This window comes from Kribbella sp. NPDC051936 (assembly GCF_040680955.1).
In the GTDB taxonomy this organism is placed as follows: Bacteria; Actinomycetota; Actinomycetes; order Propionibacteriales; family Kribbellaceae; genus Kribbella.
Genome location: NZ_JBFAXS010000014.1, coordinates 79,955 through 92,645 on the forward strand (window position 1 = coordinate 79,955; position 12,691 = coordinate 92,645).

13 protein-coding genes and 1 riboswitch are annotated in these 12,691 nt (G+C 69.9%); of the genes, 10 read left to right on the top strand and 3 right to left on the bottom strand.

Annotated elements, in window-relative coordinates; genetic code table 11:
* Window positions 1–96 precede the first annotated feature (96 nt).
* From AB0L64_RS38630 to metH, 3 genes are all read left to right on the top strand, one after another.
* Window positions 97–1,494, top strand: coding sequence for an MFS transporter (locus AB0L64_RS38630; RefSeq protein WP_363717931.1), 1,398 nt, complete (start codon window positions 97–99; stop codon window positions 1,492–1,494).
* Window positions 1,491–2,024, top strand: a complete 534-nt coding sequence (locus tag AB0L64_RS38635) for a TetR family transcriptional regulator (protein ID WP_363717932.1) — start codon at window positions 1,491–1,493, stop codon at window positions 2,022–2,024. Before AB0L64_RS38630 ends, AB0L64_RS38635 begins: the two co-directional genes overlap by 4 nt.
* Before the next feature lie 69 nt (window positions 2,025–2,093).
* Window positions 2,094–2,171: riboswitch (S-adenosyl-L-homocysteine riboswitch) on the top strand.
* A gap of 25 nt (window positions 2,172–2,196) precedes the next feature.
* Window positions 2,197–5,799, top strand: coding sequence for a methionine synthase (gene metH, locus AB0L64_RS38640; protein ID WP_363717933.1), 3,603 nt, complete (start codon window positions 2,197–2,199; stop codon window positions 5,797–5,799).
* Here metH and AB0L64_RS38645 read toward each other — a convergent pair.
* Window positions 5,684–6,619, bottom strand: a complete 936-nt coding sequence (locus AB0L64_RS38645; RefSeq protein ID WP_363717934.1) for a hypothetical protein — start codon at window positions 6,617–6,619, stop codon at window positions 5,684–5,686. The two genes, metH and AB0L64_RS38645, sit on opposite strands and share 116 nt — an antisense overlap.
* A gap of 96 nt (window positions 6,620–6,715) precedes the next feature.
* Between AB0L64_RS38645 and sigJ the strand changes: the two genes are divergently transcribed.
* The 4 genes from sigJ (at window position 6,716) to AB0L64_RS38665 (ending at window position 9,366) form a co-directional block, all read left to right on the top strand.
* Window positions 6,716–7,564, top strand: coding sequence for an RNA polymerase sigma factor SigJ (sigJ, locus tag AB0L64_RS38650; RefSeq protein WP_363717935.1), 849 nt, complete (start codon window positions 6,716–6,718; stop codon window positions 7,562–7,564).
* The gene (locus AB0L64_RS38655; protein ID WP_363717936.1) at window positions 7,564–7,917 is read left to right on the top strand and encodes a DoxX family protein; all 354 of its coding nucleotides are present in this window, start codon (window positions 7,564–7,566) and stop codon (window positions 7,915–7,917) included. The genes sigJ and AB0L64_RS38655 overlap by 1 nt, the downstream gene beginning before the upstream one ends.
* Window positions 7,914–8,384: a GNAT family N-acetyltransferase gene (locus AB0L64_RS38660; protein ID WP_363717937.1), complete on the top strand. Its 471-nt coding sequence runs from the start codon at window positions 7,914–7,916 to the stop codon at window positions 8,382–8,384. Before AB0L64_RS38655 ends, AB0L64_RS38660 begins: the two co-directional genes overlap by 4 nt.
* 100 nt (window positions 8,385–8,484) lie before the next feature.
* On the top strand, window positions 8,485–9,366 hold the full coding sequence (locus tag AB0L64_RS38665) for an HAD family acid phosphatase (protein WP_363717938.1): 882 nt from the start codon (window positions 8,485–8,487) through the stop codon (window positions 9,364–9,366).
* On the opposite strand, the gene AB0L64_RS38670 is transcribed toward AB0L64_RS38665, so the two are convergent.
* Window positions 9,354–10,025, bottom strand: coding sequence for a TetR family transcriptional regulator (locus tag AB0L64_RS38670; protein ID WP_363717939.1), 672 nt, complete (start codon window positions 10,023–10,025; stop codon window positions 9,354–9,356). The two genes, AB0L64_RS38665 and AB0L64_RS38670, sit on opposite strands and share 13 nt — an antisense overlap.
* A gap of 97 nt (window positions 10,026–10,122) precedes the next feature.
* Here AB0L64_RS38670 and AB0L64_RS38675 point away from each other — a divergent pair, with 97 nt between their 5' ends.
* The gene (locus tag AB0L64_RS38675; RefSeq protein ID WP_363717940.1) at window positions 10,123–11,055 is read left to right on the top strand and encodes an SDR family oxidoreductase; all 933 of its coding nucleotides are present in this window, start codon (window positions 10,123–10,125) and stop codon (window positions 11,053–11,055) included.
* Complete coding sequence (locus AB0L64_RS38680) at window positions 11,052–11,813, top strand: class I SAM-dependent methyltransferase (RefSeq protein ID WP_363717941.1); 762 nt, start codon at window positions 11,052–11,054, stop codon at window positions 11,811–11,813. Before AB0L64_RS38675 ends, AB0L64_RS38680 begins: the two co-directional genes overlap by 4 nt.
* Here AB0L64_RS38680 and AB0L64_RS38685 read toward each other — a convergent pair.
* Window positions 11,776–12,333: a GNAT family N-acetyltransferase gene (locus tag AB0L64_RS38685; RefSeq protein WP_363717942.1), complete on the bottom strand. Its 558-nt coding sequence runs from the start codon at window positions 12,331–12,333 to the stop codon at window positions 11,776–11,778. The two genes, AB0L64_RS38680 and AB0L64_RS38685, sit on opposite strands and share 38 nt — an antisense overlap.
* 60 nt (window positions 12,334–12,393) lie before the next feature.
* Here AB0L64_RS38685 and AB0L64_RS38690 point away from each other — a divergent pair, with 60 nt between their 5' ends.
* Window positions 12,394–12,687, top strand: coding sequence for a hypothetical protein (locus AB0L64_RS38690; protein ID WP_363717943.1), 294 nt, complete (start codon window positions 12,394–12,396; stop codon window positions 12,685–12,687).
* The last annotated feature ends 4 nt before the right edge of the window (window positions 12,688–12,691 follow it).

A 12,691-nucleotide genomic window follows, 5' to 3' on the forward strand; every position in this document is an offset into this window, starting at 1 on the left:
GTGAGCGGTTTCCCGGTCCACTTCCGGATGGGGTGAACGAGCGTTTACGATGCCTCGAGTAAACAACTGTTCACCACCGTGAGGACTCCGCCGACCGTGCCCGCTCGCCCCCGCCTGATCCTCGCCGCGCTCGCGTTCTGCGGCGTCCTGGTCTCGATCAGCCAGACGATCGTCGTCCCCCTGCTCCCCGAACTGCCCGCGATCACCCACAGCCCGGCGTCCGACGTCAGTTGGCTGATCACGGTCACGCTGCTCACCGGCGCGGTGTTCACGCCGCTGCTCGGCCGCGCCGGCGACATGTACGGCAAACGCCGCGTGCTGCTGATCGCCCTGTCCTCGATGGTCGTCGGCTCCCTGCTCTGCGCGAGCAGCTCGAACCTCAGCGTCCTGATCGTCGGCCGCGCGTTCCAGGGCGCCGCGGTCGCGGTCGTACCGCTCGGCATCAGCATCCTGCGCGACGAGCTGCCGCCGCGCCGGGTGATCCCGTCGATCGCGATCATGAGCTCGACCCTCGGCATCGGGGCCGCGTTCGGCATCCCGGCCGCGACGCTCGTCGTCGAGTACGCGAACTGGCACACGATGTTCTGGATCAACCTCGGACTCGGCCTGCTCGACATCGTCCTGGTGCTGCTGATCGTGCCGGAGTCGGCCGTTCGCACCAGCGGCCGCTTCGACGTGGTCGGCGCGCTCGGCCTGAGCGGGTTCCTGGTCTGCCTGCTGCTCGCGGTGTCGAAGAGCAGCGCCTGGAGTACGCCGACGATCGTCGGTCTGTACGGCGCCGCGGTGCTGCTGATCCCGTTGTGGGGCTGGTACGAGCTGCGGACCACCAGCCCACTCGTCGATCTCCGGGTGTCCGCGCGACCCCAGGTGCTGTTCACGAACCTCGGCGCGTTGCTGATCGGCTTCGCGTTCTACGCCAACTCGTTGTCCACGGCCCAGTTGGTGCAGGAGCCGACCTGGACGGGGTACGGGCTGGGCGAATCCATCGTGGTCAGTGGCCTGTGTCTGCTGCCCGGCGGTGTCGCGATGGTGCTGCTGTCGCCGGTGTCCGCACGGATCTCCGCCGCTCGCGGGCCGCGGTTCACGTTGGCGATCGCGTCCGTGATCATGGCGGCCGGGTACGTCGTGCGGCTGTTCACCAGCGGCAACGTCGCGGGGATCGTCGTCGGCGCGACGGTGGTGAGCGCCGGAACGGCCGTGGCGTACTCGGCACTTCCGGCGTTGATCATGCATGCTGTGCCGGTGACCGAAACGGCCGCCGCGAACGGACTCAACACGCTGATGCGCACGATCGGGCAGGCGATCTGCAGCACGATCGTCGCGACCGTGCTCGCCAACATCACGCTCACGAACGCGGGCCGGGTCGCGCCGGCGCTGTCGGCCTACCTGATCGTGTTCGTGATCGCGGGTGCCGCGGCCCTGGTCGCCGCCGGGCTGGTGCTGCTGATCCCGGTCCGGCGTCCCGCGCCGGCGTACGAGGTCACGACGCCGTGACCGATCCCGGGCGGACGGCGATCCTCCGCGCGGCCCGCAAGGCGTTCGCGCGGGAGCCGTACGACGCGGTCACGTTGCGCGGGGTCGCCGCCGAAGCGGGTGTCAGCGCGGCCCTGATCGTCAAGCACTTCGGCGGCAAGGAAGCGCTCTTCGAGCGGGTCGCGGACTTCACCGAGGCGGCCCAGCTGCTGCTCGGCGCGCCGAACGAGCGACTCGGTGAGCACGCCGTCCGCACCCTGGTCGGGTACCGCCGCGAGAACGACCAGGACCTGCTCGTCCGCGTCGTGTTCGCGGCCGGCAAGGGCGACGAACGCGCGCTGATCCGAGAACACTTCCGCGATCAGGTGACCCGGGCCTTCGCCGCCCGCCTGACCGGCCCGGACGCCGACTTGCGGGCCGGCCTGATCACCGCGCACCTGCTCGGCCTCGGCGCCGCGCTCGCGATCGACAAGACCGGCCCGATCGCCGCCGCCGGCCTGGAAATCGTCGTCGCCCTCTACGCGCCGGCGGTCCAGCGTCTCATCCACTGATTGAACACCCGTCCTAGAATGTGGACAGGGCGCTTGGCGTCAGGTGTGACGCCACTAACATGGAGCATCCAGGCCGAGAGGCGCTGCAACGGACCCAGGTCCGCCACGCTCGACCTGGGTCACCGACTGCAAGGGCGCCTCCGGAGAGTTCTTCTTCTGGAGGGGTTGGCAGATGAGTGAAACCGCGCTGCGGGAGCTGCTGGATCAGCGGATCGCGGTCCTTGACGGCGCCTGGGGCACGATGCTGCAGGGCGCCAAGCTGCAGACCGCGGACTTCACCGGCGATAGGTTCGGCAACCACACGCACGACGTGACCGGTGACCCGGACCTGCTGAACCTGACCCGGCCGGATCTGATCCTCGACGTCCACCGGCAGTACCTGGCGGCCGGCGCCGACATCACCACCACGAACACGTTCACCGCGACCAGCATCGGCCAGGCCGACTACGGCCTGCAGAACTACGTCCGCGAGATGAACGTCGCCGGCGCGCGGCTGGCCCGCCAGGCCGCCGACGAGGCCGGCAACAAGTTCGTCGCCGGGTCGATCGGCCCGCTGAACGTGACGCTGTCGCTGAGCCCGCGGGTCGAGGACCCGGCGTACCGTGCGGTGTCCTTCCAGCAGGTGAAGGACGCGTACGCCGAGCAGATCGCGGCGCTCGCCGAGGGCGGTGTCGACCTGCTGCTGATCGAGACGATCTTCGACACGCTGAACGCGAAGGCCGCCGTCGCCGCGGCCCGCGAGGTCGCGCCGCAGCTGCCGCTGTGGATCTCGGTGACCATCGTCGACCTGAGCGGCCGGACCCTGAGCGGGCAGACCGTCGAGGCGTTCTGGAGCTCGGTCGAGCACGCCGACCCGTTGGTCGTCGGCGTCAACTGCTCGCTCGGCGCCGCGCAGCTGCGCCCGCATGTCGCCGACCTCGCGCGGTTCGCCGGCACGTACGTCGCCTCGCACCCGAACGCGGGCCTCCCGAACGCGTTCGGCGGGTACGACGAGACGCCCGACCAGACCTCGGCGCTGCTGCAGGAGTTCGCGGAGTCCGGCCTGGTCAACATCGTCGGCGGCTGCTGCGGTACGACGCCCGCGCACATCGAGCGGATCGCCGAGTCGGTGCGCGGCCTCGCGCCGCGCGACGTCGTACGGACCGACCACACCACCCGGTTCTCCGGGCTCGAGCCGTTCAGGATCGGGCCGGACACCGGGTTCGTGATGATCGGCGAGCGGACCAACGTCACCGGGTCGGCGAAGTTCCGCCGGCTGATCGAGGGCGACGACCACCAGGCCGCGGTCGACGTGGCGCTGGAGCAGGTCCGCGGCGGCGCGAACCTGCTGGACGTGAACATGGACGCCGACCTGCTGGACAGCGAGCAGGCGATGACCACGTTCCTGAACCTGATCGCGACCGAGCCCGAGGTGGCCCGGATCCCGATCATGATCGACAGCTCGAAGTGGTCGGTGCTGGAGACCGGGCTGAAACACGTGCAGGGCAAGGGCGTGGTGAACTCGATCAGCCTGAAGGAGGGCGAGGAAGAGTTCCTCGCGCACGCCCGGCAGATCCGCGACTACGGCGCCGGCGCGGTCGTGATGGCCTTCGACGAGCAGGGCCAGGCCGACACGGTCGAGCGCAAGGTGGAGATCTGCGGCCGGGCGTACGACCTGCTGACCGGGATCGGGTTCCCGGCCGAGGACATCATCTTCGACCCGAACGTGCTGGCCGTCGCGACCGGCATGGCCGAGCACAACGACTACGCGAAGAACTTCATCGACTCGCTGCCGCTGATCAAGGCGCGTTGTCCGGGCGTGCACATCAGCGGCGGGATCTCGAACCTGTCGTTCGCGTTCCGCGGCAACGACATCGTCCGCGAGGCGATGCACTCCGCGTTCCTGTACCACGCCGGCAAGGTCGGCCTGGACATGGGCATCGTGAACGCCGGCCAGCTCGCGGTCTACGAGGACATCCCGAAGGACCTGCTGGAGCTGGTCGAGGACGTCATCTTCAACCGCCGCGACGACGCCACGGACCGGCTGGTCGCCTTCGCCGAGAACGTCAAGGGCAAGGGCAAGCAGCGCGAGATCGACCTGACCTGGCGGGAGGGCTCGGTCGAGGAGCGGCTGTCGCACGCGCTCGTGCACGGCATCGTCGACTACATCGAGGACGACACCGAGGAGGCGCGGCAGCAGCTGCCGCGTCCGCTGGAGGTCATCGAGGGTCCGCTGATGGCGGGGATGAAGATCGTCGGCGACCTGTTCGGCGCGGGCAAGATGTTCCTGCCGCAGGTGGTGAAGAGCGCGCGCGTGATGAAGCGCTCGGTGGCCTACCTCGAGCCCTTCATGGAGGAGGAGAAGGAGCAGGCCCGCCGCGAGGGGCGCGCGGAGATGGTCCGCGGCCAGGGCAAGGTCGTGCTCGCGACCGTGAAGGGCGACGTCCACGACATCGGCAAGAACATCGTCGGCGTGGTGCTCGGCTGCAACAACTACGAGGTGATCGACCTCGGCGTGATGGTGCCGGCGGCACGGATCCTGGACACCGCGGTGGCCGAGGGCGCGGACGCGGTCGGCCTGTCGGGGCTGATCACGCCGTCCCTCGACGAGATGGTGTCGGTGGCCGACGAGATGCAGCGGCGCGGGCTGAAGCTGCCGCTGCTGATCGGCGGCGCGACCACGTCCAAGCAGCACACCGCGGTCCGGATCGCCCCGGCGTACGAGAACACCACGGTGCACGTGCTGGACGCGTCGCGGGTGGTCGGTGTGGTGTCCGACCTGCTCGACGCCGACCGCGCCGTAGAGCTTGCCAAGAGCAACAGTATCGAGCAGGAGCGGCTCCGGGAGCAGCATGCGAACAAGCAGCGCGCCCCGATGCTGACGCTGGCCGAGGCGCGGGCGAACAAGGAGCCGGTCGAGTACGGCGAGCTGCCGGTGCCGGCGTTCACCGGGCTGCGGCACGTGTCGCCGTCGATCGAGACCCTGCGGGAGATGGTCGACTGGCAGTTCCTGTTCCTGGCCTGGGAGCTGAAGGGGAAGTACCCGGCGATCCTGGAGCAGCCGGTCGCGCGGGAGCTGTTCGACGACGCGAACACCCTGCTGGACGAGATCATCGCCGACGGGTCGTTCACCGCCGAGGGCGTGTACGGGTTCTGGCCGGCGCACAGCGAGGGCGACGACATCGTCCTGGACGGGCTGGACAGGTCGTTCCCGATGCTGCGCCAGCAGACCGAGAAGCCCGCCGGCCGGGCCAATCGCTGCCTGGCGGACTACATCGCACCGGCCGGGGACCACCTCGGCGGGTTCGGTGTCGCGATCCACGGCGCCGAGGCGCTCGCGAAGTCGTACGAGGACCGCAACGACGACTACCGGGCGATCATGGTGAAGGCGCTGGCCGACCGGCTCGCCGAGGCGTTCGCGGAGTGGATCCACCTGGAGGCGCGGCGGGCGTGGTTCGAGCCGGACGCGGAGCCGGTGCTGGAGGACCTGCACGCGGAGCGGTTCCGCGGTATCCGGCCGGCGCTCGGCTACCCGGCCAGCCCGGACCACACCGAGAAGCTGGACCTGTTCGAGCTGCTCGGCGCGGACAAGATCGGGCTCGGGCTGACCGAGTCGTTCGCGATGACGCCGGCCGCCGCGGTGAGCGGGCTGATCTTCGCGCACCCGGCGTCGCGGTACTTCAGCGTCGGACGTCTCGGCCGCGATCAGATCGAGGACTACGCCGTCCGTCGTGGGCTCCCGGTCGCGGAGGTGGAACGCTGGCTGCGGCCGAACCTGGCGTACGACCCGGAGTGAGCGGCGTCATCGCCGGGTCCTGAGTGAGCCGCCTGAGCAGCGGATCCACCTTCTTTGCGACCGTCCGGACGGAGTCGGCCGCGAGTTCCGGCTTGCCCTGCTCGACGGCCGCGGAGAAGTCGCGCCGCAGAGTGCCGAGCGCTCGCCAGTGCTCGCCCTCGGACAGTTCGTCGGTGCCCGGAAGCAGCGAGATCACTGCTTCCCAGCGCTGGTCGGATTTCACCGACAGCATCCAGTCGGAGAGTGCGGCGAAGTCCTCGGGTCCGGCCGGCGTACCGCCTTGCTGCCGGACGACTTCGGTCAGCAGCGCCCGGGCCGCCGCCGCGGCCGCCGGATCCCGGCCGGGGAAGGTGAGGTCCGGCACCTGGTCGGCCGGGAGGAACTTCGCGGACTCGGTCTTCGGCCAGACCTCGGCCAGTCGTTCCTGCGTCCAGACGTCGGCCAGACCGGTGTCGAGCGCGGCCTCGACCTCCCAGATCCCGCCGATGTGGTCGGGCTCCGGGCTGCTCAGTCCGGCCGACTGGGCCGTCATGTACGCAGTCGCCTGCACCAGCTTCGCCTGGTCCCGCACCGGAAGCCCTGCCGCGCTGCGGGCGTGTGCGTCGCGGATCGAGTCGGCCTGGTCTTCGGGCAGGAACAGCGGGATGCTCAGCTGCCGCAGGTCGTCCTTGGGGTCGCGCGGCGTCCATCCCGCCGGCTTCTGCACGATGTCGATGCCGCGCCAGCGGATGGGGCGGTTCGTGGTCTCACTGACGGCTTCGGCGACCGAGTCCGTCCAGGAGAAACACGGATCGTCGGGGTGGATCAGACCAGTAGCCATTGTTCTCCTCGATGAGCCCGGCGCAGTCAGCGTAGGGTCGCGCCGGGTTCACCGGGGCGATGTCACACTTCGCCGGCCGGAAACCTCATAAGCGGTATGAACCCAACGGAGGAGTTCCTCGAGCACCGGGAGCTGCTGTTCTCGATCGTGTACAACGTGCTGGGCAGCGTCGCGGACACCGAGGACGTGCTGCAGGAGACCTGGCTCGCCTGGTCGGGGCGGTCCGGCGTCCAGAACCCGCGGGCGTACCTCGTGCGCGTCGCGGTGAACGCCGCACTGGCCCGGCGTACGTCGATCAGCCGCCGCAAAGAGGAGTACGTCGGGCCTTGGCTGCCCGAGCCCGTCGTGACGCCGATCGACCCGGTGGAGCGCAGCGAGGCGGTGTCGCTCGCGGTGCTCGTCGTCCTGGAGACGCTGTCGCCGCTGGAGCGGGCGGTGTTCGTGCTGCACGAGGTGTTCGGGTACCAGCTGACCGAGGTCGCGGAGATCCTCGGGCGGACACCGGCCGCCGTACGGCAGCTCGCCCACCGCGCCCGCGAGCACGTCCAGGCGCGACGGCCGCGGTTCGTCGCGGATCCGCAGGTGCGGCTCGAGGTGACGCAGCGGTTCGTCGACGCGGTCGTCGGCGGCGACCTCGACGCGTTGCTGGAGGTGCTCGCGCCGGACGTCACGCTGTGGGCCGACGGCGGCGGCAAGGCACGCGCGGCCGGGCTGCACCCGGTGCTCGGCCGGGACCGGATCGGCCCACTGCTGATCGGCGACCGGGTCCGGCGCCCGGTGCCGTCCCTCGACGTGCGCTACCGACGGGTGAACGGCGATCCGTCCGCCCTGCTGCTGTCCGGCGACACGCCGTTCGCCGTCGTCGTACTCGATGTCGAGGGCAACCAAGTCACCGGCATCTACGCGATCACCAACCCCGACAAGCTCACCCACGTGGAGATCTGATGACGCTACGGCTCGTCGTCCTGGTGACCGTCGCGATCAACGCGTTCTCCGGCACCGCCGCTCTGCTGCACTGGAAAGCGATCCTGCCCGGGATGGTGAAGGCCGGTGTCCCGGAGTCCTGGCTCAGCTTCCCGATCGGGACCCTCAAGACGGCCGGTGCCTTGGGCCTGCTCGCCGGTCTGTTGGTGGGGTCGCCGGCGCTGACGGCCGCCGCCGCGATCGGACTGGTGCTGTTCTTCGTCTGCGCGCTGTACACGCATGTGCGCGTCGCGGACTTCACGGCACAGTTCTTCCTCGCGGTCTTCTTCCTGGGCATGGCGTGCGCCTCGCTGGTGCTTACCCTGACGGCATGACTGTGAGACCTGCTGTTGCCGGGGACGCGGAGGCGGTGGCGGCGATCTGGTACGCCGGCTGGCGTGACGGGCACCTGGGGCATGTGCCGGACGAACTGGTCGCCGTACGGACCGAGGAATCGTTCTGGACCCGCGCGGCAGAACGGATCGGGGACACCACCGTAGCCGTCGCCGGGGACGAGGTCGCGGGATTCGTGATGGTGGTGGGGGACGAGGTCGAGCAGGTGTACGTCGCGGGCGCGCATCGCGGGTCGGGCGTAGCCGGGAAGCTACTCACCGAAGCCGAGCGCCAGGTGCGCGCAGCGGGCCACCAAGAAGCCTGGCTCGCCGTCGCGACCGGTAACGCGCGGGCCCGCCGGTTCTACGAGCGCAACGGCTGGCGGGACGGCGGCGCGTTCGACTACCCGGCGACCGTCGGCACCGGCAGCATCCCGGTCCCGTGCCACCGCTACGTGAAGTCTGTCTGAACGCAGGTTTCCCCTGGAGTTGCGGCGTGCGGCAGGTACATCGGCCACGGATGGAGTTAGCGTGCCTCTCGCAAGCTTTTCCGGTTTTGGAGGGGTCACCATGACATTCCGGGCATTCCGGGCATTCCGGGCATCCCGTACCTGGCGCCGGCCGTCCCGCCGCATGGTTCTGAGCAGCGTCGCGGCGGTCGCGATGACATCGGTCGTCGGCGGGGTCGCGTACTCGGCCGGTGTCGCGACGCAGCAGCCCGCGATCCAGACGTCGACGCCGCACAGCGAGAAGCAGGTCACCAACATCGACGTCCTGCGCCAGCAGTTGCGCAACTACTACGGCGACCCGCTCGGCTCCGGCACGTTCGCGGCGGACGGCAACTACGCGAAGGAAGCGCAGAAGGCGGCCGCGGCGGGCACGCACTGGATCTCCGCTTCGCATCACACCGGCGCAAAGACCAAGGCGATCGTGCTCGACGTCGACGACACCACGCTGGCCACCTGGAACTACGAGATCTTCAGCAACTGGGCGTTCAACCCGGCCACGAACGCCGACTACGTGCTGAACCAGCGGTTCCCGGCCGTCCCGGGCATGGTCGACATGGTGAAGACCGCCGAACGTGAGGGATACGCGATTTTCTTCCTGACCGGGCGCGGCGCCGCGCAGGAGCAGGCCACCCTCGGCAACCTCACCGCGGACGGTATCGGCATCGACGCCGGCTACCCGAAGCCGACAACGCTCAGCAACGGCGAGGACGGCCTGTTCACCAAGCCCGCCGTGGCGAACTACCCGGACTACCTCAAGCAGGCCTGCGCGAACGACCCGAACGGCGCGTGCACGACGATCCACTACAAGTCGGCCACCCGCGCGCACATCGAGTCCCTCGGCTACGACATCGTCGCGAACTTCGGCGACCAGTTCTCCGACCTGAAGGGCGGCTACGCCGACCGCACCTTCAAGCTGCCGAACCCGAACTACTACCTGCCCTGACGCGGCAGCGCGCCGTACAGCAAGGTTCGAAGGCCGTCGGTCAGGGCCGGCTCGAACTCCAGCCGGAGTGCGGCCAGGCCCGGATCGGCCTCGTAGGCGGCCAGGATCGCCGGGACCGGATGGGAGTGGGACCACAGCGCGCCCGCGAGCAGGCTCGCGTGGGCGATGAAGCGGCCCGCCCCGTCCGGCCCCAGTTCGGGCAGGACGCCGGCGATCACCGCGATCATCCTTTCGAACGCGACCGCGGCCGCGCGCTTGAACGCGAGCGCGGTCCCGGTCGTGATGTTGCGCTCCAGCACCGCCGCCTGTGAGCTGATCAGGTCGCAGAGCACCGGCCGCTTCGCCAGTGTGCCGACGATCGTCGCGAGCAGACGCTCCGCCCGCTCGCTGGTCTCCGCGGCGGGGGAGAGGTCCGCCGTCGCGCTCGCCAGATCCTCCACCCAGGCCGCCAGTTCGCTGCTCGACAGCTCGAGCAGGACGGCCTCGCGGGAGTCGAAGTAGTTCAGCACGTTCGACTTCGCCAGACCGACGCGCCGGCTCAGCTCGTTCAGGCTGACGTCCGCGACCGGCATCTCGGTCAGCATCGCGGCTGCGGTGGCGAGGATCGCCCGCCGCCGCTCGGCTCGCTGCTCGGCACTCCGGGCGCGCTGGAAAGTCATGCCCACAGTCTACAGACCGATGGTCTGTTGTTATCGGACCATCGGTCTGATAACGTCGAGTCATAACAGACCATCAGTCTTTTATGGAGTGTGGATCATGTACGACGTCCCCGACCAGTCCGGCAAGCTCGTCGTCGTCACCGGCGCCAACAGCGGGACCGGCAAGGAGGCTGCCAAGCGGCTCGCGGCCGCCGGTGCGCGGGTGGTGCTGGCGGTCCGGACGCCGGCCAAGGGTGCGGCGGCGCGCGCCGAGATCCTCGCCGAGCAGCCGGACGCCCAGCTCGAGGTGCGGCGGATCGACCTCGCGGATCTCGCCTCGGTCCAGGAGTTCGCCGAGAAGCTCGCGGCCGACGAGCAGCACCTGGACCTGCTGGTGAACAACGCCGGCGTGATGACGCCGCCGGCCCGGATGACCACCAAGGACGGTTTCGAGCTGCAGTTCGGCTCGAACTACCTCGGCCCGTTCGCGCTCACCGTCCGTCTGCTGCCGCTGATCCTGGCCGCCCCGGCCCCGCGGATCGCGACCATGTCGAGCGGCGCGGCGTACCTGGGCAGGATCGGCTTCGACAACCTGCAGTGGGAGCGGCGCTACCGCCCGACCTCGGCGTACGCGCAGTCCAAGCTCGCCGACCTGATGCTCAGCAACCACCTCGCCAAGCTGTCGGTCGACCGGGACTGGGGCCTGGTCAGCGTCGCGGCGCACCCCGGCTACACGCGCACCAACCTGCAGACCGCCGGCGCAGCCCTCGGCCGCGAGCGCCCTTCGCTGCTCAACCGGCTGATGATGCGCTACAACCCGCTTCCGAAGCAGGACGTCGAGATCGGCACGGAGCCGCTGCTGTACGCCGCCGCCGACCCCGCGGCCAAGTCGGGCGAGTACTACGGACCCGCCGGACGCTTCGGCCTGGTCGGCCCGACCACGCTGGTCCGCAACCCGAAGAGCGCCACGGATCCCGAGCTCAACGCCCGGCTGTGGCAGGTCTCGGAAGGACTGACGGGGGTCTCGCTGCCGTCTATCCTGCGCAAGTGACTGAATGGTCGAGCGGGGGAATCTACGAGTCGTACGTCGGGCGCTGGAGCCGGCTCGTCGCACCGCAGTTCGTCGGCTGGCTGGAGCAGCCGGCCGGACTGCGCTGGCTCGACGTCGGCTGCGGCACCGGCGCGCTGACCAGCACGATCCTCGGGACGGCCGATCCGGCGTCGGTGCTCGGGATCGACCCGTCGGAGGGCTTCATCGGCTACGCCCGGCAGGCTGTCCAGGACCCGCGAGCGTCCTTCGAGGTCCGGTCCGCGGCCGAGCTGCCGGATGGCCCGTTCGACGTCGTGGTCGCGGGCCTGGTGCTCAACTTCGTCCCTGAGCGGGTCGAGGCGCTGCGCCGGATGCGGGAGATCGGTACGACGGTCGCCGCGTACGTGTGGGACTACGCGGGCGGCATGCAGCTGATGCGGTACTTCTTCGACGGGATGCTCGACGTCCGGCCGCAGGACCGGGACCACGACGAGGGCCGCCGGTTCCCGTTCTGTACGGCGGAAGGCCTCGAGGGGATGTTCCGCGAGGCCGGATTCGCCGACGTGCGGACGCGCGAGATCGTCGTACCGACGGACTTCGCGTCGTTCGACGACTACTGGCAGCCGTTCCTCGGCGGGCAGGGCGTCGCGCCGGCGTACCTGCGCAGCCTGGATCCCGCGGACCAGGAGGCACTGCGGGAGGCGGTCCGGGCGCGGCTGCCGATCGAGGCGGACGGGTCCGTCAAGCTGACGGCCCGGGCGTGGGCGGCAGCCGGCTGAGGTAGTCGTCGCGGAGCAGGCCGAACAGGACGTCATCGGTCCATTCGCCCTTGAACCAGGAGTTGGACAGCCGCAGTCCTTCGCGGGTGAAGCCGACGCGCTCGAGCAGCCGGGCCGACGCGGTGTTGCGGGCGTCGGCCTCGGCGGACACCCGGTGCAGCTCGCGGTCCACGAACAGGTGGTGCAGCAGCCCGCGCACGGCTTCGGACGCGTAGCCCTGACCTTGGTACTGCGTCGCGAGCGTGAACCCGAGGTCGGCCTGCATCAGGTTCTCGGACAGGTTCAGCCCGAGATCGCCGATCAGTACGCCGTTCAGGTCGACGGCGTACTGGAACCAGCCGGGCTCCTCCGGATCGCCCTCCGCGAACCGCTCGACCGTCCGCCGCGCGTCGTCGAGCGGCACCGGTGCGTCCCAGGACTGGAAGCGGGCGACGGCCGGATCGGAGCGGTACGCGGCGAACTGCTCGGCGTCCGCGGGGGTGAAGCGGCGCAGGATCAGCCGGTCGGTCTGCACGAACATCCGGTCATCATGTCAAGACCGCGCGCTCGACTCCGTCGTACCTGTGAGAGGAGAGCGCCGATGAAGTTCTTACTGATCCTGCAGGGTGAGGGCGAGCCGCGGCTGCAGCGCGACGAGTTCGAGCGGGTCGCCCAGGACGCCGGTGAACTGGTCGGCGGCGAACTGCTCGCGGACCGCCAACTGTCGGTCTGCCTACCGGCTGCCGAGCCGAACCGGATCGACGGGTACTACGTGATCGACGTCGAGAACCGCGACCGCGCCGTCGAACTCGCCCGCCTGCTACCGGACAGCCGAGCCAGCGGCCGCTCGGTCGAGATCCGCGCCGTCATGCACTCCACCGCTGCCGACTTCTGAGGGA

Bases quoted from the DNA above. Each gene is read 5' to 3' on its own strand.
- AB0L64_RS38690 (WP_363717943.1), top strand. From the start codon at position 12,394: ATGAAGTTCTTACTGATCCTGCAGGGTGAGGGCGAGCCGCGGCTGCAG.
- AB0L64_RS38685 (WP_363717942.1), bottom strand. From the start codon at position 12,333: ATGTTCGTGCAGACCGACCGGCTGATCCTGCGCCGCTTCACCCCCGCG.
- AB0L64_RS38645 (WP_363717934.1), bottom strand. From the start codon at position 6,619: ATGGCTACTGGTCTGATCCACCCCGACGATCCGTGTTTCTCCTGGACG.
- sigJ (WP_363717935.1), top strand. From the start codon at position 6,716: ATGAACCCAACGGAGGAGTTCCTCGAGCACCGGGAGCTGCTGTTCTCG.
- AB0L64_RS38660 (WP_363717937.1), top strand. From the start codon at position 7,914: ATGACTGTGAGACCTGCTGTTGCCGGGGACGCGGAGGCGGTGGCGGCG.
- AB0L64_RS38670 (WP_363717939.1), bottom strand. From the start codon at position 10,025: ATGACTTTCCAGCGCGCCCGGAGTGCCGAGCAGCGAGCCGAGCGGCGG.
- AB0L64_RS38665 (WP_363717938.1), top strand. From the start codon at position 8,485: ATGACATTCCGGGCATTCCGGGCATTCCGGGCATCCCGTACCTGGCGC.
- AB0L64_RS38675 (WP_363717940.1), top strand. From the start codon at position 10,123: ATGTACGACGTCCCCGACCAGTCCGGCAAGCTCGTCGTCGTCACCGGC.
- metH (WP_363717933.1), top strand. From the start codon at position 2,197: ATGAGTGAAACCGCGCTGCGGGAGCTGCTGGATCAGCGGATCGCGGTC.
- AB0L64_RS38655 (WP_363717936.1), top strand. From the start codon at position 7,564: ATGACGCTACGGCTCGTCGTCCTGGTGACCGTCGCGATCAACGCGTTC.